The organism is Kosakonia sp. H7A (assembly GCF_003028445.1).
Lineage (GTDB): Bacteria > Pseudomonadota > Gammaproteobacteria > Enterobacterales > Enterobacteriaceae > Kosakonia > Kosakonia radicincitans.
In genome coordinates, this window is sequence record NZ_PYTZ01000002.1 from 778,753 (window position 1) to 805,263 (window position 26,511).

At 56.9% G+C, this 26,511-nt stretch carries 23 protein-coding genes; 14 read left to right on the forward strand and 9 right to left on the reverse strand.

Going from position 1 to position 26,511, the window contains the following annotated elements:
- The first annotated feature begins 34 nt into the window (after positions 1-34).
- The 5 genes from CWM66_RS11655 (at position 35) to CWM66_RS11675 (ending at position 6,775) form a co-directional block, all read left to right on the forward strand.
- The gene (locus tag CWM66_RS11655) at positions 35-529 is read left to right on the forward strand and encodes a 2-oxo-tetronate isomerase (protein WP_051644036.1); all 495 of its coding nucleotides are present in this window, start codon (positions 35-37) and stop codon (positions 527-529) included.
- A gap of 430 nt (positions 530-959) precedes the next feature.
- Positions 960-3,932, forward strand: coding sequence for a formate dehydrogenase subunit alpha (gene fdhF / locus CWM66_RS11660; protein ID WP_107146684.1), 2,973 nt, complete (start codon positions 960-962; stop codon positions 3,930-3,932).
- Positions 3,932-4,411: a DUF1641 domain-containing protein gene (locus CWM66_RS11665; protein WP_079517812.1), complete on the forward strand. Its 480-nt coding sequence runs from the start codon at positions 3,932-3,934 to the stop codon at positions 4,409-4,411. Before fdhF ends, CWM66_RS11665 begins: the two co-directional genes overlap by 1 nt.
- Positions 4,404-5,795: a cytochrome ubiquinol oxidase subunit I gene (locus tag CWM66_RS11670; RefSeq protein WP_090396700.1), complete on the forward strand. Its 1,392-nt coding sequence runs from the start codon at positions 4,404-4,406 to the stop codon at positions 5,793-5,795. The genes CWM66_RS11665 and CWM66_RS11670 overlap by 8 nt, the downstream gene beginning before the upstream one ends.
- On the forward strand, positions 5,792-6,775 hold the full coding sequence (locus CWM66_RS11675; protein ID WP_090396702.1) for a cytochrome d ubiquinol oxidase subunit II: 984 nt from the start codon (positions 5,792-5,794) through the stop codon (positions 6,773-6,775). Before CWM66_RS11670 ends, CWM66_RS11675 begins: the two co-directional genes overlap by 4 nt.
- Positions 6,776-6,791: 16 nt before the next feature.
- On the opposite strand, the gene CWM66_RS11680 is transcribed toward CWM66_RS11675, so the two are convergent.
- The 7 genes from CWM66_RS11680 to CWM66_RS11710 form a co-directional block, all read right to left on the reverse strand.
- Positions 6,792-6,920 carry a DUF2474 family protein gene (locus CWM66_RS11680; RefSeq protein WP_082934097.1) on the reverse strand — a complete coding sequence of 43 codons (129 nt, stop codon included), beginning with the start codon at positions 6,918-6,920 and terminating at the stop codon, positions 6,792-6,794.
- Positions 6,920-7,930, reverse strand: a complete 1,011-nt coding sequence (gene cydB, locus CWM66_RS11685; protein ID WP_071920917.1) for a cytochrome d ubiquinol oxidase subunit II — start codon at positions 7,928-7,930, stop codon at positions 6,920-6,922. Before cydB ends, CWM66_RS11680 begins: the two co-directional genes overlap by 1 nt.
- Positions 7,930-9,330, reverse strand: coding sequence for a cytochrome ubiquinol oxidase subunit I (locus CWM66_RS11690; protein WP_107146685.1), 1,401 nt, complete (start codon positions 9,328-9,330; stop codon positions 7,930-7,932). Before CWM66_RS11690 ends, cydB begins: the two co-directional genes overlap by 1 nt.
- Positions 9,331-9,398: 68 nt before the next feature.
- On the reverse strand, positions 9,399-10,274 hold the full coding sequence (locus tag CWM66_RS11695) for a manganese catalase family protein (RefSeq protein WP_007371784.1): 876 nt from the start codon (positions 10,272-10,274) through the stop codon (positions 9,399-9,401).
- 21 nt (positions 10,275-10,295) lie between these two features.
- The gene (locus tag CWM66_RS11700; RefSeq protein WP_035888556.1) at positions 10,296-10,802 is read right to left on the reverse strand and encodes a ferritin-like domain-containing protein; all 507 of its coding nucleotides are present in this window, start codon (positions 10,800-10,802) and stop codon (positions 10,296-10,298) included.
- A gap of 78 nt (positions 10,803-10,880) precedes the next feature.
- The gene (locus tag CWM66_RS11705) at positions 10,881-11,375 is read right to left on the reverse strand and encodes a ferritin-like domain-containing protein (RefSeq protein ID WP_007371786.1); all 495 of its coding nucleotides are present in this window, start codon (positions 11,373-11,375) and stop codon (positions 10,881-10,883) included.
- A 98-nt stretch (positions 11,376-11,473) separates the two neighbouring features.
- Positions 11,474-11,656 carry a general stress protein gene (locus CWM66_RS11710; protein ID WP_035888553.1) on the reverse strand — a complete coding sequence of 61 codons (183 nt, stop codon included), beginning with the start codon at positions 11,654-11,656 and terminating at the stop codon, positions 11,474-11,476.
- Between the two features lie 784 nt (positions 11,657-12,440).
- Here CWM66_RS11710 and CWM66_RS11720 point away from each other — a divergent pair.
- A complete protein-coding gene (locus tag CWM66_RS11720) occupies positions 12,441-12,767 on the forward strand; it encodes a four-helix bundle copper-binding protein (protein ID WP_035888551.1) in 327 nt (108 codons plus the stop codon).
- 36 nt (positions 12,768-12,803) lie between these two features.
- Here CWM66_RS11720 and CWM66_RS11725 read toward each other — a convergent pair whose 3' ends face one another.
- Positions 12,804-15,194 (reverse strand): phosphoketolase, encoded by a 2,391-nt coding sequence (locus CWM66_RS11725; RefSeq protein ID WP_090396706.1) that lies wholly within the window; start codon positions 15,192-15,194, stop codon positions 12,804-12,806.
- Positions 15,195-15,353: 159 nt separating this feature from the next.
- On the opposite strand from CWM66_RS11725, the gene CWM66_RS11730 reads away from it, so the two are divergent.
- The 4 genes from CWM66_RS11730 (at position 15,354) to CWM66_RS11745 (ending at position 17,660) form a co-directional block, all read left to right on the forward strand.
- On the forward strand, positions 15,354-15,677 hold the full coding sequence (locus CWM66_RS11730) for a hypothetical protein (protein WP_007371791.1): 324 nt from the start codon (positions 15,354-15,356) through the stop codon (positions 15,675-15,677).
- A gap of 82 nt (positions 15,678-15,759) precedes the next feature.
- The gene (locus CWM66_RS11735) at positions 15,760-16,260 is read left to right on the forward strand and encodes a hypothetical protein (protein WP_090396708.1); all 501 of its coding nucleotides are present in this window, start codon (positions 15,760-15,762) and stop codon (positions 16,258-16,260) included.
- Between the two features lie 9 nt (positions 16,261-16,269).
- Positions 16,270-16,716, forward strand: coding sequence for a DUF421 domain-containing protein (locus tag CWM66_RS11740; protein WP_007371793.1), 447 nt, complete (start codon positions 16,270-16,272; stop codon positions 16,714-16,716).
- Positions 16,717-16,874: 158 nt separating this feature from the next.
- Positions 16,875-17,660 (forward strand): DUF3750 domain-containing protein, encoded by a 786-nt coding sequence (locus CWM66_RS11745; RefSeq protein ID WP_007371794.1) that lies wholly within the window; start codon positions 16,875-16,877, stop codon positions 17,658-17,660.
- Between the two features lie 64 nt (positions 17,661-17,724).
- Here the strand turns inward: CWM66_RS11745 and CWM66_RS11750 are convergent, their stop codons facing one another.
- Positions 17,725-18,681 carry a zinc-binding alcohol dehydrogenase family protein gene (locus CWM66_RS11750; protein WP_090396710.1) on the reverse strand — a complete coding sequence of 319 codons (957 nt, stop codon included), beginning with the start codon at positions 18,679-18,681 and terminating at the stop codon, positions 17,725-17,727.
- A 284-nt stretch (positions 18,682-18,965) separates the two neighbouring features.
- Here CWM66_RS11750 and atzF point away from each other — a divergent pair, with 284 nt between their 5' ends.
- From atzF to urtA, 4 genes are all read left to right on the forward strand, one after another.
- Complete coding sequence (atzF, locus tag CWM66_RS11755) at positions 18,966-20,768, forward strand: allophanate hydrolase (RefSeq protein ID WP_107146686.1); 1,803 nt, start codon at positions 18,966-18,968, stop codon at positions 20,766-20,768.
- The gene (uca, locus tag CWM66_RS11760; protein ID WP_107146687.1) at positions 20,761-24,375 is read left to right on the forward strand and encodes an urea carboxylase; all 3,615 of its coding nucleotides are present in this window, start codon (positions 20,761-20,763) and stop codon (positions 24,373-24,375) included. The genes atzF and uca overlap by 8 nt, the downstream gene beginning before the upstream one ends.
- Before the next feature lie 9 nt (positions 24,376-24,384).
- On the forward strand, positions 24,385-25,086 hold the full coding sequence (locus CWM66_RS11765) for a GntR family transcriptional regulator (protein WP_035888544.1): 702 nt from the start codon (positions 24,385-24,387) through the stop codon (positions 25,084-25,086).
- Between the two features lie 65 nt (positions 25,087-25,151).
- Complete coding sequence (gene urtA / locus CWM66_RS11770; protein ID WP_007371800.1) at positions 25,152-26,423, forward strand: urea ABC transporter substrate-binding protein; 1,272 nt, start codon at positions 25,152-25,154, stop codon at positions 26,421-26,423.
- The last annotated feature ends 88 nt before the right edge of the window (positions 26,424-26,511 follow it).

The following is a 26,511-nucleotide window of genomic DNA, read 5'->3' on the forward strand; positions in this document are numbered from 1 at the left end:
CGGCGTCTGTGCCTTTACTCTGGAGAGCGATTTGATGACCACACCTTCGTTATCTATTGCCAATGAACTGGGGCGGTTGTTAACGGAAAAGAAGCTGCAACTGGCGACGGCGGAGTCCTGCACCGGCGGGATGATCGCCTCGTCGTTGTGCGCAGCGGAGAATACCCCGTCGTTCTATGGCAGCGGGTTTGTGACCTTTACCGACGAAGCCAAGATGATCATGCTTGGCGTCAGTCGCGAAACCCTTACCGCGCACACGGCGGTAAGCGAACAGGCCGTTATCGAGATGGCGGCGGGCGCAGTGCGCCAGTCGCAGGCGCATATCGGCATTGCGGTCAGCGGCTACGCCGGGCCGGACGGTGGCGAAGATGGCACGCCAGCGGGCACGATCTGGTTTGCCTGGCAGCTAGCCGACAACAGCGTGCATACCCGGGTGAAACAGTTTACCGGCGACAGCGAAGCGAATATCAAAGAGGCCACTAATTATGCCCTCGGTCGATTAATTCGCTTATTAGCTGAATCGGACTAAATGCTGAAGAGCGCATACTGAAATAAAACAAGCGCAGCGGGAAATATAATCTGCCTGCTGCCGCCTGGCTGTTTTTTCCCGTACCTGGCTATAGTGAAAAATCTGCGTAAATAATGAGGAGGTAACAATGTTACAGGTTGAAAAAGACGATCCCCATGAAGCACCGGAATCCGGCGATAAAAAACCCGTTCCGCCAAAAAAATAATCGTGAACAGGGCCACACGCGTGGCCTTTTTTAACGGCATAAGAAAATACCTAAATATCTCTGGATAAGGCGATGACCGCCTGACATTTTGGCCGCCATGTTGTAGCGGCTATTTTTAAACATCATCGATACGTCATGTAAAAAAACTCGCTGCGTACACACGCGGAAGGTGAACATTTCCCCGCAGACGGGAACGGGCGTAGAGGATGGGTCTGAGGAAGCAAAATGAGCCTGCAAAAATGTACCGTAATTTACGACGGCCAGGCCCTTGTTGGCCCGGCGGACATCCCCCTGATCGATTTTCTCGATGCCTGCAACAGGACCTTACCCCATGTCTGCTACCACCCGGCGCTGGAGCCGCTGCAAACCTGCGATGTGTGCTGGGTGGAACAGGCGGGGAAACTGGTGCGCGGCTGTACGCTACGCAGCCACGAAGGCCTGGTGATCAACAGCGCCAACCCGCACGCCAGCGCTGCCCGCGAAGAGGGAATGGATCGCCTGCTGGCGAAACATGAGCTCTACTGCACGGTCTGCGAACACAACACCGGCGACTGTACGTTGCACAACACCATGGTGGACATGCATCTGCCGATCCAGCGCTATGCGTGGCAGCGTAAACCCTACGTGAAGGACGAATCCAACCCGTTTTACACCTACGATCCCGATCAGTGCATCCTGTGCGGGCGCTGCGTGGAAGCCTGCCAGAATGTGGAAGTGAACGAAACGCTGAGCATTGATTACACGCAGGAGCATCCGCGCGTTTTGTGGGATGGCGGCACGCGGATTGCGGGTTCCAGTTGCGTCAGTTGCGGCCATTGCGTCACGGTTTGCCCCTGTAACGCGCTGCTGGAAAAAACCATGCAGCCTGATGCCGGGCCGTTTACCTCGATGCGCCAGTCGCTGAAACGCCCGTTAATTAATGTGGTGAAGGCGCTGGAAAATACCATCGGCGCGGAGATCGTTTCCGGGGTGTCTGTGATCGATACCCAACTGCGCCAGCAGGAGATTAAACGCACCAAAACGGTCTGCACCTACTGCGGCGTGGGATGCAGCTTTGAGATGTGGACGCGCGATCGCCATCTGCTGAAAGTCCAGCCCGTCACCGACGCGCCCGTCAACGGCATCTCCACCTGCGTGAAGGGGAAATTCGCCTGGGATTTTATTAACAGCCCGGAGCGGCTGACCACGCCGCTGATCCGCGAAAACGACCACTTCCGGCCTGCTTCCTGGGAGGAGGCGCTGGATCTGGTCGCCAGACGGCTGCTGGCGATCCGCGATGAAACCGGGCCGGACAGTATCGGTTTTATTGGCTCCAGCAAAGGCAGTAATGAAGAAGCCTACCTGACGCAAAAAATCGCCCGGCTGATTATCGGCACCAATAGCGTCGATAACTCCTCGCGCTACTGCCAGAACCCGGCCACCGAAGGGCTGTTTCGTACCGTGGGTTATGGCGGCGATGCGGGCACCATTGCGGATCTGGCGCAGGCGGAGCTGGTGGTGATTGTCGGCAGCAATACGGCAGAAAACCATCCGGTGATTGCTTCACGGCTGAAGGCCGCGAAAAAACAGCGCGGCCAACAGTGGCTGGTGGTCGATCCGCGCCGCCATGAAATGGCCGAACGCGCCGATCAGCATCTGCGTATTCACCCCGGTACCGATCTGGTCTGGGCCTCGGCAATGTCCCGCTATATGTTTGACCATGGCTACGCCGACGAGGCGTTTCTCTCGCAGCGCGTTAACAATGTCGAGGCGTACCGCCGCTCGCTTGAGCCCTTCACCCTCGATTATGCCGCGCAAATTACCGGCATTCCGGAAGCGGATCTGCGTGGGGCGGCGGAGCGGATTGGCCGCGCGGGCAGCGTCTGCATCATGTGGGCGATGGGCATCACCCAGCACAGCCACGGCGCAGATACCAGCACCGCGCTCTCCAACCTGCTGCTGGTGACCGGCAACTACGGGCGGCCGGGCACCGGCGGTTATCCGATGCGCGGGCATAACAATGTGCAGGGAGCCAGCGATTTTGGCTGTCTGAAAAATTTCTATCCGGGATATGAATCGGTCAGCGATCCGCAAGTGCGCGAAAAGTGGGCACGCGCCTGGGGCGTAGACCCGCAGCGGCTTTCGCTGGAGGTGGGCGAAGACAATTTCATGATGGTCAAACTCGCCAGAAGCGACCAGCTTCGCGCGATGTATGTGATTGGCGAGGAGACGGCCTTTTCCGATGCCGATACCACCAATGTGCACCAGGGATTTAGCGAGCTGGATTTTCTGGTGGTGCAGGATCTGTTTCTCAGCCGCACCGCGCAGTTCGCTGACGTGGTGCTGCCAGGCTGTCCCAGCGTGGAGAAAGAGGGTTCGTTTGTTAACACTGAACGGCGCATTCAGCGTTTCTACCCGGTGATGCCACCGCTCGGCGACAGCCGCCCGGACTGGCTGATCCTGACTCAGCTTGCCGCGCGGATGGGCTTCGACTGGGGCTATACCCATCCGGGGCAAATTATGGCCGAGGTGGCAAGCATCGCCGGGAGTTTTGCGGGCGTCAGCTATGAGCGGCTGGAGGGCTGGAAATCGCAACTCTGGCCGGTGAAGGTGGATGGCAGCAGCACGCCGCTGCTTTATACCGACACATTCAAAAGCGCGGATGGCCGCGCCACGCTCTATCCGGTGAGCTGGCAGCCCCCGGCGGAAGAGGCGGATGCCGACTACGATCTGCTGCTGAATAATGGCCGCATGCTGGAGCACTTTCAGTCCACCAACCAGAGCGGCAGAGGCGGGCGCACCACCAGCCTTTCCCCCGAATGGTATGTTGAAATCAGCCCCGAACTGGCGGCTGGCCGCAGCCTGAACACCGGCGACTGGGTCAGGCTGAGTTCCCGCCGTGGCGCGCTGGAGGTTCCGGTGGTGGTCACCGAACGGGTGCAGGGCAAGGTGCTGTTTATCTCGATTCACCAGGGTAAAGAGGGCATCAATCAGTTGACCGGCGAACATCACGATCCGGCGGTGAATACGCCAGCCTATAAAGAGATCTCTATCCGCCTCGACGCGCTCGACAGAACGCCCCATCCCAATCCTTTACCGGAACATAACTTCCGCCACGGTAAGCGTACCCCCATCACCGGGGTGCCGGTGGAAGCGAAATGGCGTCGCGACGATTACCGCGAGCCGCCGGAACATGAACCTCATCCGGAGAAATTTTAATGGCGAAATCGATTGAGTATCAGCCGGAACCGGCAAAAATCGGGCCGGACGCCCACGAAGAACTGGATCGCCTGCTGGAAACCCTGCACCAGCACGGCGTGCTGCGGTTACTGAACGATCTGGTCGCGGCGAACAACGACGTCGCGCAGATCCTCGTCAACGGCTTGCAGCGCCAGGGTACGCTGAATGCCATCCAGAATATCTCGCTGATGCTGATGGCGCTCTCTTCACTGCCGCCGGATCGCGTCTATAAACTGGCCTTTGGCCTGCGTGATTTGGCAGAGGTGATAAGCCAGCCAAAAGCGGATGATGAGGAAAAAGCGCCCGGCGTACACGGGGCGTGGAAGATGTTGCAGGATGACGATCTGTGGCGTGCGTTACGGCCGCTGCTCCATGGGCTGGCGGCGTTTTCCCGGCGGATGGAGGAGTCGGTAGACAAGCCGATATCCGCCTTTACCGGTAAGCCCAGCGATGCCTGACATCAGCCCGGAAACGGCCCTGCTGCTGGCGCGTATGCAATTTGCTTTTACCATCGGCTTTCATATCGTGCTGGCGGCGTTCACCATTGGCCTCGCGCAGTTTCTGATGCTACTGGAAGGGGTGTGGCTTTGGCGCAGGCAGCAGGTCTGGCTCAGCCTGTGGCGCTACTGGAGCAAAATCTTCGCCCTTAATGTTGCCGTCGGCGTGGTGACCGGCGTGGTGATGGAGTTTGCTTTTGGTACCAACTGGAGCGGGCTGGCGAGCCGGACAGGCGCGGTGCTCGGACCGATGCTCTATATGGAAGTGCTGGTGGCGTTCTTTCTTGAAGCCGGTTTTATGGGCGTGATGCTGTTCGGCATGGGCAAGGTGCGGCCGTGGGTCCATTTTATGGCGACCTGCATTGTGGCGCTGGGATCGTTTTTCAGTGCTTTCTGGATCCTCGCGGCGAATTCGTGGATGCAAACGCCGGACGGTTTTGCCATCGGCGCGGATGGACGCTTTCGTCCCGTGGACTGGTGGGCAGTCATTTTTAACCCGTCGTTTCCGTGGCGGATGGCGCACATGGTGGCGGCCGCGCTGCTCGGCACCGCCTGCCTGGTGGCGGCCAGCGGCGCATGGCATTTGCTGCGCGATGCGCGTCATCCGGCGGCGCGCAAAATGTTCTCTCTCGGCATGTGGATGCTGGTGGTAATGGCACCGCTGCAAATCGTGCTTGGCGATCTGCATGGCGAAAACACCCGCGATCACCAGCCGGTAAAACTGGCGGCGATGGAAGGGAGCTGGAACCCGCCGCCGCCGGGCGAAGGCGAGCCGATGCGGCTGTTTGCGCTGCCGGATATGGCCGAACAGCGTAACCGTTATGAAGTCGCCATCCCTGATATCGGTTCGCTCTATCTGCGCCATAACCTGAGCGGTACCATTCATAGCCTCAATCAATACCCCGCCGACGAGCGACCGTGGGTACCGCTGGTGTTCTGGTCTTTTCGCCTGATGGTCGGCCTTGGTCTGTTGATGGCCACGGCGGGTATTGCCGGGCTGGTGGTGCGCCTGCGCGGCCGTCTGTGGCGCGCACGCTGGCTGCATAAACTGATGGTGCTGATGGCACCCGCCGGGTTTATCGCCATGCTGGCGGGCTGGGTGGTGACGGAAGCCGGACGCCAGCCGTGGACGGTATATGGCCTGCTGCGCACCGACGAAAGCGCATCGCCGATAGCTCCGGGTTTACTGCTGGGTTCTCTGGCGACGACCGTCACCGTTTATCTGCTGCTGTTCAGCCTCGGGCTGTGGTTTCTGCTGCGTTTGCTCGCGCACCCGCCGCAGCCGGACGAAGAGAGCGCAATGCCAGAAGTGGCGCAACGCACGGGAAGAGGAACCGATGAATGAGTGACGTGTTGGGTTTACCCTGGCTGCAAACGCTGTCGGCGGCGGCGCTGGTACTGAGCGTGTGGATCTACGTGCTGCTTGATGGCACCGATCTCGGCACCGGTATGCTGTGTGGATTGCAGCGCGATGCCGCTTCCCGTAAGACGATTAATCTCTCATTGCTGCCAGTGTGGGACGGTAACGAAACCTGGCTGGTGCTGGCGGCAGGCGGGCTGCTCGGGCTGTTTCCGCTGGCATACGCCATTATTCTCAGCGCGCTGTATGTCCCGGTTTTTGCCATGCTGCTGGCGCTGGTCGTGCGTGGGATGGCGATCGAGTATCGTCACCACGCCCCGCGCCTGTTCGATGCGATGCTGGTGGGCGGCTCATTACTGGCGAGCATCGCGCAGGGCACCATTGTTGGCTGTCTGATCGAGGGTATTCCGAATGACGGCCAGCAGTTTAACGGCACCGGCGGCGAGTGGTTCAGCCCGTTTCCTCTGTATTGTGCGCTGGCACTGGTGGTCGGTTACTGCCTGATGGGGGCCGGCTGGTTGAACTGGCGCTGCACTGGCGCATTGCAACAGTGGGGCAGGCGCGCGATCCTGCCGCTTGGCGTGCTCGCCGCGTTACTGGTGGCGGGATTACTCTTCTGGACGGGGCACTTACAGGAAACCTGGCGTCGCCATCTGCTGAACCCGTGGCTGTGGCTGCCGCTGCTCAGCGTGGCGGTAATCGCCGCCGCCGGGTTAGGGTTCAGCCTTGCGCGGCGCTACGCGTTTATGCCGCTGGCGGCGATCCTCGTGCTGGTGAGCTGTGCGTTGGGCGCGCTGGTGTTTACCCTGTTTCCGTTTATCGTTCCGGTTAATGTGATGATTCACCAGGCGGCCGCGCCGCCAGAAACGCAAAAATTTCTGTTGATCAGTTTTGCGTTACTGGCGCCCATTACGCTGCTTTATAACAGCTGGGGATTTCGCGTTTTCAGCGGCAAGATTGAGTAAACCTTCCCGCGTTGCCTTACGCGCGTAGCCCGGCCATTGACATCAGCAGCCTGAGCACAGAGCTGACGAGAAACAGGGCCAGCACGCTGGCAAACCACAGCCCAACAAACCACATGATTTTCGGTGCGATACGTTTAAATGACATCAGTGATACCCCGCGCCATGCTGGATTTTTCCGCGAAACACGTAGTAACTCCAGAAGGTGTAAACCAGGATCACCGGAATAATCAGCAGGGCGCCAACCAGCATAAAGCCCTGGCTTTGCGGCGGCGCGGCGGCCTGCCACAGCGTGATATCCGGTGGAATAATATGCGGCCAGATACTGATGCCAAGCCCGCTAAAGCCGAGGAAAACCAGCCCCAGCGTCAAAACGAACGGCAAAATATGGTATTGCACGTTGCTCAGCGTATGCCATAACCAGACGCTGAAGAGGATCACCAGCAGCGGAACCGGGGCAAAAAACCAGATATTCGGCTGGCTGAACCAGCGTTCGGCGATCGCCGCATGGGAAAGCGGCGTCCACAGGCTGATCGCGGCCATCGCTACCAGCAGCGCCAGCAACAGCGTTCTGGCGACAACACGCATTTTCTGTTGCAGGTTTCCTTCACTTTTCATCACCAGCCAGCTGGCGCCCAGCAGGCCATACGTGATGATCAGCCCAATGCCGCAGAACAGGTTAAAGGGCGTCAGCCAGTCGAGCGAACCGCCGCTGAAGGTGCGGCCGGTGACGGCAAAACCGTTGATCACCGCGCCGACCACCACGCCCTGCATAAAGGTCGCCAGCAGCGATCCGGCTAGAAAGGACTTATCCCAGAACGGTTTGTGATTCGGCGTGGCTTTAAAACGAAACTCAAACGCCACGCCGCGAAAAATAAGACCGATCAACATTAATGTCAGCGGAATGGCCAGCGCATCGGCGATCACCGCATAAGCAAGAGGAAACGCACCGAAAAGCCCGGCGCCGCCGAGCACCAGCCAGGTTTCGTTACCATCCCACACCGGCGCGACGCTGTTCACCATAACGTCCCGTTCGCCGCCGTCCTGAATCGCCGGGAAAAGAATACCGATGCCCAGATCGAAGCCGTCCATCACGATATACATCAGCGTGGCAAAGACGATGATGACAAACCAGATAAGCGATAAATCGATGCCCATTATTTTTTCTCCTCCGCCTGCAAACTTTCACCCGCCGCAGAGAGCGGGCGCGCCGGTCTGCCGTCGGTTGCGTGTTCATCCCAGGGCTGCGGTCCTTTCTTAATCAACCGCACCATATAGCTGTAGCCGACGCCGAAGACTGAGGTGTACACCACGATAAAGGCCAGCAGGCTCAGGCTCATCTGTAAGGTGCTGTGCAGGGAAACCGCATCCGCCGTGCGCAGCAGCCCATAGACGACCCAGGGTTGCCGACCGACTTCGGTGGTCACCCAACCAGCAAGAATGGCAATCAACACCGCCGGGCCCATGCACAGCGCGAAGTACAGGAAGGGGCGCGATGCATAAAGCCGCTGGCGAAAACGTAACCACAAAGCGGCAACGCCGAGCGCGATCATCAATAGCCCCATCCCGACCATCAGACGAAATGACCAGAAGACAATGGTGGAGTTGGGCCGATCCGCTTTCGGGAAATCTTTCAGCGCAGGCACTTGTTCATGCAGCGAGTGGGTGAGGATCAGGCTGCCGAGAGAAGGGATTTCCACCGCGTATCGCGTGCGCTCTTGTTCCATATCCGGCAAGCCAAACAACAACAACGGCGTGGCTTCACCGGGCGGATTTTCCCAGTGCCCCTCAATGGCGGCGATCTTCGCGGGCTGATGCTTCAGTGTGTTCAGGCCATGCATATCGCCAATAAAGGCCTGCAGTGGCGCAACGGCCAGCGCCATCCACATCGCCATCGACAACATTTTGCGGATTGCCGGTGTGTCATTGCGGTGCAGCAAGTGCCAGGCAGCGGAAGCGCCAACGAAGAGGGCAGTGCTGAGGAACGCGGCAATGGTCATATGCAGTAAACGGTACGGGAACGAGGGGTTAAAAATGACTGCGAACCAGTCGACAGGGATCACCTGACCATTTTCAATGGCAAACCCTTGCGGCGTATGCATCCAGCTATTAGAGGCAAGGATCCAGAACGTGGACATCAGCGTGCCCAGCGCCACCATGCAGGTAGCGAAAAAGTGCAGCCCCGGCCCCACTTTATTCCAGCCAAACAGCATGACGCCGAGAAAACCCGCTTCAAGGAAGAAGGCGGTCAGCACCTCATAGGTGAGCAATGGCCCGGTAATACTGCCGGCAAATTGGGAAAAGCCGCTCCAGTTGGTACCAAACTGATAAGCCATTACCAGCCCGGAGACCACGCCCATGCCGAAGTTGACGGCGAAGATCTTCAACCAGAAGTGATACATCGCGCGCCAGTCGGGATTTTTGGTTTTCAGCCATAACCCTTCAAGCACCACCAGATAGCTGGCGAGCCCGATGGTGATAGCAGGAAAAATAATGTGAAACGAGACCGTAAAGGCGAACTGAAGCCTTGCCAGATGGAATGCATCGAATTCGAACATGCCCGGTTACCCCACAAAAAAAAACACCCCTAAGCTAAGGGGTGAATACGACAGGTTATCAGTAAGTATTATTTCTCTTGCGGCTCTCCGCTACCCAGCTCTGCACCGGTCAGCGGATCAACGCCGGGATCGGATTGCGTACGCTTCGCCATCGCTTTCACCAGCGCGCGCTGTTTATCGTTGAGTTGTACCGTGGCGAGGCCATCGCCGCCATCCACGGCAGGTTGCGGATCGGCCACGTAGTCGAAGTTCTCGTCGCTGTTCCAGCTTCCGCGCGGATCGTCGCCCTCGGACATGTTGTAGTACACATTGCTGTACTGTTCGATGGGCGGCAATTTACCTGGCGGAAAGTTATTACGGATGGAATAGAGCGCTTTCTCGAAGGAGAGCTGATGCGCCGCTTCTCGCGTCATCAGGAAACTCAGCGCATCTTTAACACCCGGATCGTCCGTGACATTAATCAGCCGCTCGTAAATAATTTTCGCGCGCGCTTCCGCCGCAATATTGGAGCGCATATCCGCCGTGACTTCGCCAATGGTATCAATATAAGCCGCCGTCCACGGCACGCCGCCGGAATTCGTCAGGGCAGGGCCGCCGCCATATAACAGCGAGGTAATATGGCTGTCATTGCCATTGGCGGTTAAAGAGCGATAAAGTTCCGCCTCTTTTTCTGTCCCTTCGGCCAGTTCGCCTTTCGCGCCTTTATTCAGCATGCCGACCAGAGTTCCAATAATTTCCAGATGGCTTAATTCTTCGGTGGCAATATCCATCAACATCTCTTTGCGGCCCACATCGTCATCACCCAGACCCTGAGTGAAATAACGGCAGGCGGCCGCCAGCTCGCCTTGCGGGCCGCCGAACTGTTCCAGTAAGAGGTTCGCCAGCCCTGGGTTTGGCTCGCTGACGCGTACGGTGTACTGTAGTTGTTTTACGTGTCGAAACATAAATTCTCCTGATGCTTTAGTTTATTTTTTAGCTTCCACACCGGCAGCGGCATCGCGAAGTAAAAATTGTTCGGTAACGTCGGGTAAATGATTAAATGCCCATTCAGCCATCGCTTTCTCTTCGGCAAGAATTTGTTTGAAAATATCGATGCTGGCAATATCACCGACTTTTTCTGCCGCCGTAATTAATGACGTATAACAGGCAATTTCAAATTGCTCGAATACGTAGCTGCTAATTGAGCCTTTGACAACTTCATCAGAAGCAAACATGCCTCCAACGGCCTGACCCATCGCGCTCATTTTACTGGTGGCATCTTTCATTAATGAGCGATTAATATTGTTGCGGTCGAGAACCTCTTCCAGAAGTTTAATTTGCCCTTTAGTTTCAGTTAAGTGCTGCTCAATTCTTGCACGCAGGTCGGGATAATTATCGATGCGGCTGCTCATTGCGCTAAGCATCGATTCCGCTTGTTTTTCCATGGCGTGCGCGTCGCGTAGCCAGTCATGATAATTTTCTTGCGGCGTCATAGTACATTCCTCTTTTTTGGGGCTGTCTCATTGACCCTGAAGAATAATATTATCAGGGATGACATCTGCTGGCGGTTATTAGCTTCCAGCTTTTTGATTAATATTTGAAGTGGCTATTTTGGTAAGTAATGTATCGGTGGTTTTTTCTTCTTCTAAGGTTTCAGCAAGTAATTGCTGTGCCTTTTTCAGACCTAACTGACTGGCGAGGGTACAAAGCGTGCCGTAAGAGGCAATTTCGTAATGTTCGACTTTTTGTGCTGCTGCAATCAGCCCGGCATCGCGTACGCTGCCTTTTTCCGTGGCTTCAATGACTTCATTAGCTTCATCGATCAACCCTTCCATGGCGTGACATTTCATACGCTTAAGCTTGATATTTGGCTCAGCTTCTACCAACTGATCGAGGCGCTCAATCTGCCCCTGGGTTTCTTCATAGTGCTTTTTGAAAGCTTCAGACAGCTCGCTGCTTGAAGATTCGCGCGCCAGTTTGGAGAGTGCGCGGGTCAGTTGCTTTTCCGCGCTGTAAATATCAGAGAGCGAATGAATAAATAGATCAGTAACGGAATTAATCTGCATAGTGAATTACCTTTCATGCAAGAGAAAATAATGGCGAGCCATTTTGACTCGCCGTAAAATACTAATAACTAAATTGCTTGAAGCGAGGTGGTAAAAAATCACTCACCAGATTTACGGCCGCCGCCATGGCTATTTTGACCGCCTTTTTTCCCGGCTTCAGATGCACGCTGCGGATCATTTTTAAAATTACCGCCGCTATGTTGACCACCTTTACGACCTGCTTCGGATGCTTTTTCACGATCTTCTGCGAAATTTCCAGAACCGCCACGATGTTCAGCCATGTTATTTCTCCAATTTCGTTGGTTAAAATAAAACGACATATTTTGCATCTCAATGTCGTCGGTGTTCGTGATTAAAGTTAGTCGCTATCGATAATTAGTCAAACCGAAGCGGGAAAAATTGCTTTGTTGAAAAATTAGTCACTGAGTTTATATTCCAGATTTGTTGTATCGGTCATATATCTTTGCAGATAAAGAAGTTATAGCTTGTTTTTATAGATATTGAATAATAACCATAGTTACAAAATGCCTGAAATGACGGAAAAATAGCCGAAATACTGACTTTTGTTTACTCATCTGCATTATCCTGAAATGCAGGTACATAAGTTTTATTAATCATTTTAAGACAAATCTTACAGGGGAGAGAGAGGAAGCGGTGAGGTGTGGTGCAGTTAACTTCTTTTGCTGCCGGGAAGAAGAGTTGAACCTTTATCAGTAATAAAAAAACCTTCAGGAACAGGAAATCCGGACCGATCCTGAAGGCATGCAAATGCATATTCGCTACCAGGATTAGTCTGCTAACAATTAAGAAAAGCGCCCTCAGAATAGTCCTGGTTAAGTTGTATCGTCAATGAATGTTACTATTTCATAGCGTGAATAATCATTTGGTTTAATTTTTAATGAATTGATTTTAAATGTTTTTTATTTATTTTTAGTGCCTGATGTTTCTGACGGAAAATATTTCCGCTGTCGCTGAATGCTATTTTTCTGTACAGATAAATTAATAATTCGCGTAAATGCAGCCTTCGTTCACACTTAATACCTTCGACAACAGAAGGAGGAATTTATGCAAACCGAACATAAAACCTGTAGCGATGCCTGCTATCAATGTGCCATTGCCTGTGAGCATTGCGCCGCGAGTTGTCTCAATGAAGAGGACATGGCAATGATGCGCGATTGCATCAAGCTGGATCTCCAGTGCGCGGCGCTCTGTCGGCTGGTGGGGCAGTTTATGGCGCTGGAGAATGCTTACCTGCAGCCGCTGTGCCGGGTGTGCGTGGATGTCTGCAAATCCTGCGCTGAAGAGTGCAGCAAGCACCCGCATGATCACTGCCAGCAGTGCGCGCAGGCGTGTCGAACCTGCGCGCAAGCCTGCCTGCAAATGGCCGCCTGATGCGGGCATAAGCGCGGCGGCGTTGCCCCGGTATCACTATTCCGGCGCAGCGTCGCTGCCTTGCTGTGACGGCCATTTCCAGTTTTGCACTTCCGGCAGATCTTCACCGTATTCGCGGACATAACGATGATGGGCGGCGATTTTCTCCTGTAACACATCAAGGATTGCGTCCGCTTTCCCCTGGAGCGATGGCACACGCAATATCGCTTCCTGCGCCAGATGAAAACGATCCAGTTCATTCAGCACGGTCATATCAAACGGCGTGGTGGTGGTGCCTTCCTCCATAAAGCCACGTACGTGGAAATTGCCGTGGTTATTGCGCAGGTAGGTCAACCGGTGGATCAAACTGGGGTAGCCGTGGAAGGCGAAAACGACCGGTTTATCAACGGTGAAAAGGGCGTCAAACGCCTGCTCGCTCAGGCCATGCGGGTGCTGATCGTGGGTCTGTAAAGCCATTAAATCGACGACGTTCACCACCTGAATGCGTAACGCTGGCAGGAATTCGCGCAGCAGATCGACCGCCGCGAGCGTCTCCATGGTGGGCACGTCACCGGCACAGGCCATCACCACATCCGGCGTTTCGCCTTCCTCAACCGTGCCCGCCCAGTACCAGATCCCCATTCCGTCCGCACAGTGCTTCGCTGCGTCATCCAGCGTCAGCCACTGCGGCGCAGGCTGTTTCCCGGCGACAATCACATTGATGCGATCCCAGGTTTTCAGGCAGTGATCCGCCACGCAGAGCAGCGTGTTGGCATCCGGCGGCAGATAAATGCGCACAATATCGGCCTTCTTGTTGGCAACGTGATCGATAAAGCCGGGATCCTGATGGCTATAACCGTTGTGATCCTGGCGCCAGACATGGGACGAGAGCAGATAATTCAGCGAGGAGATGGGCGCCCGCCACGGCAATTTTCGCGTCACTTTCAGCCACTTGGCATGCTGGTTAAACATCGAATCGACAATATGAATAAACGCTTCGTAGCAGTTAAACAGACCATGCCGCCCGGTGAGCAGATACCCTTCCAGCCAGCCCTGACATTGATGCTCGCTGAGGATCTCCATCACCCGGCCATCGGGCGCAAGCTGTTCATCCCACGGTTTTTGCGCCGCCTGCCACGTGCGGCTGGTGACATCGAACACCTTACTCAGGCGATTAGACGCCGTTTCATCCGGGCCAAAAAGGCGGAAGTTATCCGCATTTTCCTGGAAGATGCCTGCCAGATATGCGCCAAGTGCCGCAGTGGATTCCGCCTGGGTTTCGCCGGGCGAGGTGACTTCTACGGCGTACGATTGCAGTGCCGGTGTCACCAGTTCGCGGCGTAAGCGACCGCCGTTTGCCCACGGCGACGCGCCCATGCGTTTATCACCGGTCGGTGCCAGCGCGCGCAGTTCCGCCTTTAACTGACCGCGTTCATCAAAGAGATCCTCCGGCTGGTAGCTTTGCATCCAGCGTTGCAGGATCTGACGATGGTCATCGTTTTCCCGGCATGAAGAGACCGGCACCTGATGCGCGCGCCAGAAATCTTCCACCTTTTTGCCGTCCACGGTCTGTGGACCGGTCCAGCCTTTCGGGCTACGCAACAGAATGAGCGGCCAGCGCGGTAAGCGCTCTGCTGTCTGATGGCTGCGCGCCTGCTGCTGAAAATCCGCAATGTGGTCAAGGGCGATGTCCAGCGCCTGCGCCATATCGCGATGCATTTGCTCCGGCTCATGGCCGCTGACCAGCAGGGGTTCATACCCGTAGCCGCGAAACAGTTGAAACAGATCTTCATCGCTGGCGCGCCCGAGGATAGTCGGGTTAGCAATCTTGTAACCGTTAAGATGCAAAATTGGCAGCACCGCGCCGTCGCGCGCGGCATTGAGGAATTTAATCCCGTGCCAGCTTGAAGCCAGCGGGCCGGTTTCCGCTTCGCCATCGCCAATCACGCAGGCGGCAATCAGCGACGGGTTATCAAATACCGCGCCAAAGGCATGCGCCAGTGAGTAACCCAGCTCGCCGCCTTCATTAATGGAGCCGGGCGTTTCCGGCGCGGCGTGGCTGGGGATGCCGCCGGGAAAAGAGAACTGGCGGAACAATTTTTTCATCCCCTGCGCATCCTGGCTTACTTGCGGGTAAATCTCGCTGTAGAAGCCTTCAAGCCACGTATTCGCTACCATGCCAGGCCCGCCATGCCCTGGACCACAGATATAGATCATATCGAGATTGCGCTGGCATATCACGCGGTTGAGATGGGCATAAATAAAGTTAAGGCCGGGCGTGGTTCCCCAGTGCCCCAGCAGGCGCGGCTTGATGTGTTCCGGCTTGAGAGATTCGCGCAGTAAGGGGTTATCCATCAGGTAAATTTGTCCGACGGAGAGGTAATTCGCGGCCCGCCAGTAGCGATCGATCAGCTGAATGTCATGGTCAGAAAGGGAAGATGCCGTCATGCGTTCTCCTTTTGTATGGTTGCGATGAGGTCAGAAGAGGGAACTCCTGTAAAAGTGGGTTCCCCCTAAGCCTGGCATAGATGTTAAGGAGGGGCGTCGTGACGCGATTTCTGGCCTATGTTGTAAGCTTGATAAATGTTCACCCGGTGGAGAAGGTCAATGGCGAAAACAGTGATGCAGGAATATCTGGTTCTGGGCGGCGAGCACCATGGCGAAGTCTGGCGCGGCGTTTACCCGGCGCTCTGGTTAACGCTGCCGGATAACGATAAACGCGGCGGGCAGTTTTATACGCGCGACAGCGGAGAGAAGATCGAGTTACGCCCGGACGCGCAGCTTTTTATTACCGAATGGAAATCGCCACAGGGTTCGACCTGGCTACTGATTGCCGAAGAAAATTTAACCGAATTTGATGTTGCCGATGAAATTGCCCGTATTTTCCCGCCTTTGCGCCCGCTGGATGGGCCGTCCGACGATTTCGCCTGAATCTGATACTGAAAGCGAGCCAGGCTGCCAGGCTTCTGGATAGTGCTCTTCATCTGTGGAAACCGAAACGGCGAGGAACATAATGAAACACGATGAGACATTGCCCGGCGTGGCTGAAAGGGCCTGGGCGCTGAATTTCGAAGCCGGGTTTCGGCGGGCCGGGGCTTTTGTGTTACTGACGATTATTGTCGCCGCGCTGAGCGGCGTTTTTTCCGGCGGCTATTTTAGCCCGGCAGACAAAAGTAATGCTCAGCAGACGCTGAAAATCCACTATGAACGATTCGGGCGTCTGCAAAACGCCCAGACGCTAAAAATCACCCTGCAAACTCAGGCGGCGAAGAGGTATGTCATCAGCCTTGGTGGCGCATTTAATGAGAATTATCAACACGGCAATGTCTGGCCCCAGCCCGACAGCATGTACAGCCGGGGAGAAACGCTGTATCTGGTTTATAACAACATCACCGGCAGCGGCGCTTTTACGGTGTGGCTGAATACCACGCCGGGCACACCGGGAAAATCGATTAACACCGTCGCCATTAACGATGAACCGGGCATCCGGTTCTGGCAGTTCATTTATCCGTAGGAGAATAAAATGGAAATGGTGCTGCGGGCGTTGGCGATCTATTTAATCCTGTTACTGGTTTTTAAAGTGGTGGGACGCCGCGCGTTATTAGAGATGACCAGTTTTGACCTGATCCTGCTGTTGATCATCAGCGAGGCCACGCAACAGGCGCTCCTCGGCAACGACTTTTCCGTTACCGGTGCAATGCTGACCATTGTTACGCTGGTAGCGGTCGATATTTTGTTCGGGCTGGTGAAAAAATATCTCTCCGGGGCGGAGTCGGTCATTGATGGTTCGCCGGTTATCCTGGTTGAAAATGGCATTCCTCTTGTCGATAAACTGCAAAAAGTGGATGTCTCTTGTGATGATATTCTGGTCGCAGCGCGACAGAATCAGGGCATTACCGAGTTGAGTAAAATCCGTTATGCCATTCTCGAACGCAACGGGCATATCTCCATTATTCCCGTTGAGGGGTAGACACAACCCTTCTTAATTCTTTCGGGCTTCGCCGCGTTTTGGATTTTTATGCTATTCGGCCTGTTTCCCCGGCCCGCCAGCGCGGCGTGTCTTGCCGGGCAAAAAAACACCAGTACAATGATCAGACGCTGAATTCTCCCTTCTGATAGCAGGCCGCCATGATCGTCATAAAAACCTTTTTCCTGAGCCTGCTGTGCATCACGCTGCTCTCCCTTGCCGTCAGCCTCGCCCAGGCGATGCACCAGCGGGACACGCGCACGCAGCAAGGGTGGTGGGATGCCCGGCGTGATTCAGCCGGTATTGCGCCTGATGCGCGTAAAAATGCCCAACTCGCCATCGTGCAGGTTTATGCCGCACCCACCTGGGGCTGGAAAGGCGCGGTGGCGGTGCATCCGTGGATCATTTTCAAACGCGCCGGTGAAACGCACTATAACCGCTACGAAGTGATTAGCTGGGGCGCAGGCGATAAAGTGCGGCGTAACAGTAATATTCCTGATGGCTACTGGTACGGCGCACAGCCGCGCTTGCTGGTCGATCACCGTGGCCCGCAGGCCGAAGCGATGATCCCGCAGATTGAAGCGGCGATTGCTTCTTACCCGTGGCCGCAGACCTACCACGCCTGGCCTGGGCCAAACAGCAATACGTTTCTCGCACATATCGGGCGCGAAGTCCCGGCGCTGAAGCTGGATCTGCCCGCCAATGCGGTCGGCAAAGATTTCCGCTCGCTGCGCAATCCGATTGGCCTGCCACCCTCCGGCCGCGGCGTGCAGGTCTCCCTGCTCGGTGTTGCGGGCGTAACGCTGGGGGCGGAAGAGGGGTTTGAACTCAATCTACTGGGGCTGAATGTCGGGCTGGGTTTCACGCCGCTGCGCCTGCGTTTGCCGTTTATCGGCGGCCTTGGCAGCAATAATTTGCAGAAAGAGACCGCGGAACGCGCTCAGTGAGCAGGGCGTTCCGCTGCCGCGGTTGAGCTTGTTCTGGCTTAGCGTCAGCCTGCAATAACGGCCTTCAGGGGCGCAGAATAATGCGCCCCAGCACGCGGTTCTCTTCGGCGTAACGGTGGGCTTCCACCACCTCCTGTAGCGCAAACTCGCGATCAATAAGCACCCGTAACGTGCCATCACGCGCCTGCGCCAGCAGCGTGTCGACGGAGGCTCTGGCCTGTTCGTTAGCCAGTTCGCGCCCCCAGAACAGCCCGCTCAGCGTCTGATTGGCCTGCTGTAACGCCGCTAAATCGGCGCGGGTACTGCCCCCAGCGTTACCGGCCAGCACCACCGTTCCGCCTTCACGCAGGCAGGCGAAGGACTGTTCAAGCGTGGAGCCTGCCAGATCCAGCACGCTGTCCACGCCGCGCTGTTGGGTGAGCGTTTGCACCTCGGCCACAATATCCTGCTGGCGGTAATCGAGCGCCACATCAAGACCCAGTTCGTGAAGTTTTGCCACGCGGGCGCTGCCGGAAAGTGTCGCCAGCACGCGCGCGCCGCGCGCTTTCGCCAGTTGAATGGCGGCCACGCCAACGCCGCCCGCACCGCCCTGGATCAGCAGCGTTTCGCCAGCCTGAAGATGAAGACGGGAAGAGAGCGCCCAGGCGGCGGTACCAAAGCTAACCGGGATCACGGCGGCGGTCACCACATCCAGTCCATCAGGGATAACCCAGCTCCATGCGGCGGGCACAGCGCGGTATTGGGCATGTGAACCGCTAAGCGCAATGGTGGCAACGCGCTGGCCGGGCTGGCGGTTTTGCACATTTTTACCCACCGCCACAATGGTGCCCGCCGCCGAATAGCCGGGAACAGTGCCCTGCGAAGAAGGGGCGGCGGTGGCGCGATTAATCACATCGCCGCCTTCAAGGGCGATTGCTTCAACCTTAATCAACACCTCATCTGCGCCGCAAATGGGTTGCGGCACATCGATATAGCGCAATACGTCCGGTTTTCCGGGCTGAAAATAGACAGCGGCTTTCATCTTTTCTCCTCGCTATAACGCGAAGGGTTCGCGCAGGTTAATGTTCTGGTCAGGCAAAGAATAGCCGCATACAGCCATAATTGAATATTCTGATGTTGGTTATAGATATCTGTTTTTCCAATAATAATTGCACTGCTATTGCGCGCATATGTTCAGAAAGAGTGCAGGTGGTTTTTGAAAAAACACCCGGCAAATAGCATTTTTGTTTAAAAAACAACATATTGAATTTCTGGCATGCCGCTTGCTGATTGAATTCCATCTTGTATACCAGCAGGAATTCAACGATGGCGTTAATGACAGGAAAAACACTGGCTGCATGGCAGCAGCGCATCCGGCAGGAGAGTGAGTCGGTTTATTCGCTTTTAAAAGCGCATATTGATGCTTTATCCCTTGAGGATAATGCCTGGCTGGTGATCGCCAGCGACGCGCAGTTGCAGGCGCAAATTAATGCGTTACTGCCGCTGTACCGCAATAATCCCGATGCGTTTCCGCTGTTCGGCGTGCCTTTCGCCGTCAAAGACAATGTGGATGTGGCGGGCTGGCCGACCACGGCGGCGTGCCCGGCGCTCAAATTTATCGCTGAAAGAGATGCCACCGCCGTTGCCCGGCTGAAAGCGGCCGGGGCGATTGTGATTGGTAAAACCAACCTCGATCAGTTCGCCACCGGGCTGGTCGGCACGCGTTCCCCCTACGGCGCAGTGCCGAACACCTTTGATCCGGCGTATGTCAGCGGCGGCTCCAGTTCGGGGTCGGCTTCCGTAGTGGCGCGCGGCCTGGTGCCGTTTGCCTTTGGCACTGACACCGCCGGTTCGGGGCGCGTGCCTGCCGGGTTTAACAATATTGTCGGACTGAAGCCGACCAAAGGCTGGCTCTCGGCAACCGGCGTGCTGCCCGCCTGCCGTCTGAATGACACGCTGTCGGTGTTTGCCCTGACGGTGGAAGATGCGTTTTACATCGCGACGCTGGCGGGCGGCGCAGACAGTGAAGATGCTTACTCACGCGTTAATCCGGCAACGGCACCAGCGGCCATCCCGCAAAACCCGGTTTTCGCCATCCCGGCAGAGCTGCGTTTCTTTGGCGATACGCAGGCTGAAGCCGCCTGGCTGAGCGCGCTGGAGGCATTGCGCACCAGCGACGCGACGTTGCAGCCGATTGATTTCTCGCCGTTCTACCAGCTTGCCGAGCAGCTTTATCAGGGGCCGTGGGTGGCGGAACGTACCGCCTCTGTCGGCGAGATGCTGCACCATCCGGAGCAGATGGACCCCACGGTGCACACTATTATTTCCGCCGGGCTGAACTACAGCGCGGTGGATGCCTTTAACGCGGAGTACCTGCGTGCAGAGCTGACGCAAAAAATTCAGCGCGCCCTGAGCGAGGTTGATGCGTTGGTGGTGCCGACATCGCCCACCATCCGTACGCTGGAAGAGATAAAGCAGGAACCGATTCTCTTCAACTCGCAGTTTGGCACCTACACCAACTTTACCAACCTTGCGGATCTCTGTGCACTGGCCTTGCCTGCGCCGTTTCGCGCCGACGGTTTACCGGCCGGGATCACGCTGATCGCTCCGGCCTGGTATGACCGCGCGCTGGCGGATTTCGGCCTGCGCTGGCAACAGCAACTGGCGCTGCCGCTTGGTGCGACCGGCCAGCCATTCACCCCGCCAGCGGCGGCATTACCGGTTTCTCAACACCATGTTCGCGTTGCCGTGGTGGGCGCGCATCTGCGCGGCATGCCGCTGAATTTCCAGCTCACCACCCGTGATGCCGCGTTTGTCGAAGCCACCGAAACCGCGCCGTGCTACCGGCTGTATGCGCTGGCAAACACCACACCGCCCAAGCCGGGCATTGCCCGCCAGGCGCAGGGCGCAGCCATTGCGGTGGAGCTATGGGATATCCCACTGGCGCGCTTTGGTGAGTTTGTCGCAGAGATCCCCGCGCCGCTCGGTATCGGTTCGCTACAACTGGCCGATGGACGCTGGGTGAAAGGGTTTATCTGCGAACCGGCAGCGCTGCACGATGCCACCGACATTACTGAATTTAAAGGCTGGCGTAACTGGATTGCCCGCCAGGAGAGCAAACATGTTTAACACTGTACTGATTGCCAACCGGGGCGAAATTGCCTGTCGCGCCATCCGCACGCTGCAACGTCTGGGTATCAAAAGCGTGGCGGTCTATTCCGACGCGGATAAAAATGCCGAACATGTCAAACAGGCCGATATTGCCGTGGCACTCGGCGGCGAAAAGGCCAGCGACAGTTACCTGCGTATCGACAAAATTATCGCCGCAGCGCAGGAAACGGGCGCACAGGCTATCTGGCCGGGTTACGGATTTTTGTCGGAAAGCCTGCCGTTTGCCGCCGCCTGCGAACAGGTTGGTATTGTTTTTGTCGGGCCGACTGCACAGCAGATTGGCGAGTTTGGGCTGAAACACAGGGCGCGCGAGCTGGCCGCCGAGGCGGGCGTGCCGATGACGCCGGGCACCGGTCTGCTCGACACGCTGGACGCAGCGCTTGCAGCCGCAGCGAATATTGGCTATCCGGTGATGCTGAAAAGCACGGCGGGCGGCGGCGGTATTGGTCTGACGCACTGCGCCGATGCGCAGGCGCTCCATGGTGCCTGGGAGAGCGTGCGGCGGCTTGGCGAACAGTTTTTTAGCGACGCCGGCGTGTTTGTCGAGCGCTGCATCGATCGCGCGCGGCATATTGAAGTGCAGATCTTTGGCGACGGCAAAGGCAATGTCGTGGCGCTCGGCGAGCGCGACTGCTCATTGCAGCGCCGCAACCAGAAAGTGGTGGAAGAAACCCCGGCGCCGAACCTGCCAGCCACTACCCGTGAAGCGCTGCTCAGCGCGGCGGTGCAGCTTGGCAAACTGGTCAATTACCGCAGCGCGGGCACCGTGGAATTTATCTACGACGCGCAGCGGGATGCGTTCTACTTTCTGGAGGTCAACACCCGTTTGCAGGTGGAGCATCCGGTCACCGAGTGCGTTACCGGGCTGGATCTGGTCGAGTGCATGCTGCGCGTGGCGGCGGATGAAGCGATTGACTGGGCGCGTCTGCAACAGGCACCGCAGGGCGCGGCCATCGAAGTGCGTATCTACGCCGAAAACCCGCTGAAAAACTTCCAGCCCAGCCCCGGTGTTTTAACCGAAGTCGCTTTCCCGCCTGATGTGCGTGTGGATACCGGGGTGACCACCGGCAGTGAAGTGTCGGCATTTTACGACCCGATGATCGCCAAACTGATTGTACAGGGTGCCAGCCGCGAAGAGGCGCTGGCAAAACTGCAGGCTGCGCTCGACACCACTCGCCTGCATGGCATTACCACGAACCTGGATTATCTGCGCCAGATCACCGCCAGCGAAGCCTTCCGTAATGGCAGCATGTGGACGCGGATGCTCGACAGTTTTGAAGCGCACGCGGCGGTGATTGAGGTGCTGCAACCGGGCACCTGGAGCAGCGTTCAGGATTATCCGGGTCGCCTTGGTTACTGGGATATCGGCGTGCCGCCTTCCGGCCCGATGGACGATTTTGCTTTCCGCCTGGCCAACCGCATTGTCGGTAACCACGACGCGGCGGCGGGGCTGGAGTTCACCCTGCAAGGCCCGGTGCTGCAATTTCACAGCGCAGCGGTGATCGCTCTGACCGGGGCGGATTGCCAGGCGACGCTGGATGGCGAAGCGGTGCCATTATGGCAACCGATCACCGTTAACGCCGGACAGATTCTGGCGTATGGGCGCGCGCAGGTCGGCTGCCGCGCGTATCTCGCGGTACGTAACGGCATTGATGTGCCGCAATACCTTGGTAGCCGCTCCACCTTTGCGCTCGGGCAGTTTGGCGGCCACGCCGGACGCACGCTGAAAGTCGCCGATTTGCTGCCGATTTCACGCCCGCAACTGGCCGCCTGCACCACGCCCGCGCCGGTGAGCGAACCCCAGGCGATAAGCCCGTCGCTGATCCCGGAGTATGGCGAACTGTGGCGCATCGGCGTGCTGTACGGGCCGCACGGCGCGCCGGATTTCTTTACCCAGGACGCGATCGACGAGTTCTTCGCCAGCGACTGGCAAGTGCATTACAACTCTAACCGCCTCGGCGTGCGGCTGGTCGGGCCGAAACCAGGCTGGACGCGGCCAAACGGCGGCGAGGCCGGTCTGCACCCCTCTAACGTTCACGACTGCGAATACGCCATCGGCGCGATTAACTTTACCGGCGACTTCCCGGTGATCCTCACCCGCGATGGCCCAAGCCTCGGCGGTTTTGTCTGCCCGGTGACCATCGCTAAAGCAGAGTTGTGGAAAGTCGGGCAGGTCAAACCGGGCGATCGCATCCGCTTCTACCCGATCAGCGTGGAAGAGGCGGTGGCGCGGGAAAAAGCGCAGGAGCGCAGCATTGAGACGCTGCATGCCAGCCATCTGGCGGAATTCGCCACGCCATCCCTTGCCGATCGCGACGGGGTTTCCGCCACAGCGCTGGTATCGCTGCCCGCCGCTGCTGGCGCGCCTGCGATTGTCTATCGCCAGGCCGGGGATAACTACATTCTGATTGAGTATGGCGACAACGTGCTGGATCTGGCGCTGCGTCTGCGCGTTCACCTGTTGATGGAACAACTGCGCAAACGGGCGCATCCGGGCGTGAAAGAGCTGTCGCCAGGCGTGCGCTCTTTGCAGGTGCGTTATGACAGTCTCGCTATTAGCCAGCAGGAACTGGTGGCGCTGCTGCTGGAGCTGGAGTCGCACATTGGCGATGTTAGCCAGATGAAAGTGCCGTCACGCATTGTGCATCTGCCGATGGCGTTTGAAGACAACGCCACGCTGGATGCGGTCAGCCGCTACAAAGACACGGTGCGTGCGACAGCACCATGGTTGCCCAACAACGTGGACTTTATTCAGCGCATCAACGGTCTGGCGAGCCGCGAAGCGGTGAAGGCGACGATTTTTGACGCCAGCTATCTGATCCTGGGCCTTGGCGATGTCTATCTCGGCGCGCCCTGCGCGGTGCCGATTGATCCACGCCATCGTCTGCTGAGTTCCAAATATAACCCGGCGCGCACCTTTACCGCCGAAGGCACCGTCGGGATCGGCGGGATGTACATGTGCATCTACGGCATGGATTCCCCCGGCGGCTATCAACTGGTGGGCCGCACGCTGCCTATCTGGAACAAGTTCCTCAAAAACGCGCAATTTGCCGCCAACGAGCCGTGGCTGCTGCACTTCTTCGACCAGGTGCGTTTCTACCCGGTAAGTGAAGCGGAACTCACCCAGTTGCGTGACGATTTCCGCGAAGGCCGCGCCACCATCCGCATTGAAGAGACGGTGTTTGATTTCCCGCAGCATTTGCAGTTCCTGCGTGATAACGCCGCCGACATTGCCGAATTCCGCACCCGCCAGGCGGAAGCCTTCGAAGCGGAAGTGGAGCGCTGGCAACTGGACGATCAGGCCAGCGTAGCGGAAAGCCTGCCGCCGGAAGTGATTGCCGAAGATGACGACGCATTGCCGGTGTGCGCCGATATGAGCGGCAACATCTGGAAAGTGCTGGTTAATCCCGGCGATGCGGTGACAGAAGGCCAGCCGCTGGTGATCGTCGAAGCGATGAAGATGGAGCTGGCCATCAACGCGCCGCAGAGCGGCAAGGTTAAACGCATAGCCTGCCAGCCGGGGCGTCCGGTCAGCCCCGGCGACACGCTGCTGTGGCTGGAATAAGGGAGACGGATGATGAGCGAAAAGGGCAGTAAAAAACGCGCAGTCGGTCTGGCGGAGCGCATTTATCACGAACTGAAAAACGACATCTTTGATTTTCGCTTAATGCCGGGCGCGCATTTCAGCGAAAACGAGATTTCCGAGCGGATGTCCGCCAGCCGTACCCCGGTACGGCAGGCGCTGTTCTGGCTTGAACATGAAGGGTATGTGCAGGTTTACTCGCGCAGCGGCTGGCAGGTGAAACCTTTTGATTTCAATTATTTCGAGGCGCTGTACGACTTTCGTATCGTGCTGGAAAGGGAAGCGGTGCGTCGCCTGTGCGGCATGCCGCCGGGCATCTGTTCAGAACATCTGGCGCCGCTGGTCAGCTTCTGGATCGACGCGCCGCGCATGGAGCCGAGCAAAGCGTTATCGCTGCAGGATGAGCAATTTCACACCACGCTGGTACGCGCCAGCGGCAACAGTGAAATGGTACGGGTACATGTGGAGTTGACCGAAAAGATGCGCATCATTCGCCATCTTGATTTCACCCGCAATGACCGTGTGGATGCGACCTACAACGAACATGCCCGTGTTTTACAGGCGATCCTGAAACAGCAAACCGAGGAGGCGCAGCGCATTCTGACCGAGCACATTTCTCAGAGCAAAGCCGAGGTCAGGAAAATCACCTTACACATGCTCCAGCAGGCAAGTTTACAACCCGTTTCACCGTAGCCGTGGTTCCGCCCCGTCGTCCGGCGGGGAATTTTAATCACTCAATATCATTTAGGGGTTTTGTAATGAAAAGACGTTCTTTACTGAAAGCTTTTGCCCTGTCAGCCACTTTTTTGAGCATGGGCTTGTCGTTACAGGCATACGCAGCAGACACCATCAAAGTGGGGATCATGCACTCTCTCTCCGGCACCATGGCCATTTCAGAAACGCCGTTGAAAGACATGGCGCTGATGACCATTGATGAAATTAACGCCAAAGGCGGCGTGCTGGGTAAAAAGCTGGAGCCGGTGGTGGTCGATCCCGCCTCTAACTGGCCGCTGTTTGCGGAAAAAGCGCGTCAACTGTTGACCCAGGATAAAGCCGCGGTGGTTTTTGGCTGCTGGACCTCGGTTTCGCGCAAATCGGTGCTGCCAGTGTTTGAAGAGCTGAACGGCCTGCTGTTCTACCCGGTGCAATATGAAGGGGAAGAGATGTCGCCGAACGTGTTCTACACCGGCGCGGCACCAAACCAGCAGGCGATCCCGGCGGTGGAATACATGATGAGTGAAGACGGCGGCAGCGCAAAACGCTTCTTCCTGCTCGGCACCGACTATGTCTACCCGCGCACCACCAACAAAATTCTGCGCGCCTTCCTGCACTCCAAAGGCGTACAGGATAAAGACATTGAAGAAGTCTATACCCCGTTTGGTTACAGCGATTACCAGACTATCGTTGCCAATATCAAGAAATTCTCCGCAGGCGGCAAAACGGCTGTGATTTCCACCATCAACGGTGACTCCAACGTGCCGTTCTATAAAGAGCTGGCGAACCAGGGCATCAAAGCGACCGATGTGCCGGTGGTGGCCTTCTCGGTCGGCGAAGAGGAACTGCGCGGTATCGACACCAAACCGCTGGTCGGCCATCTGGCGGCGTGGAACTACTTTGAGTCGGTCAGCAACCCGGTGAACACTAAATTTGTGGCGGATTACCGTGCCTATGCCAAAGCGCACAAACTGCCGAACGCCGATACCGTAGTGACCAACGATCCAATGGAAGCAACCTATGTCGGCATCCATATGTGGGCGCAGGCGGTTGAGAAAGCGGGAACCACCGACGTGGATAAAGTCCGTGCGGCGATGGCAGGCCAGACCTTCGCCGCGCCAAGTGGCTTTACGTTGACCATGGATGCCACCAACCACCACTTACACAAACCAGTGATGATTGGCGAAATCGAAGAGAACGGTCAGTTCAACGTGGTGTGGAATACCGATAAGCCGATCCGCGCCCAGCCGTGGAGCCCGTACATTGCGGGCAACGATAAAAAACCGGATTACCCGGTAAAAACCGGCGGTAAATAAGCCCGTGCGGTACGTGTCAGGGGCAGGTGTACTGCCCCTGACAGTGGTTGAATGTTCCGGCCTGGCCGGATAACCATCAAAAGACGCT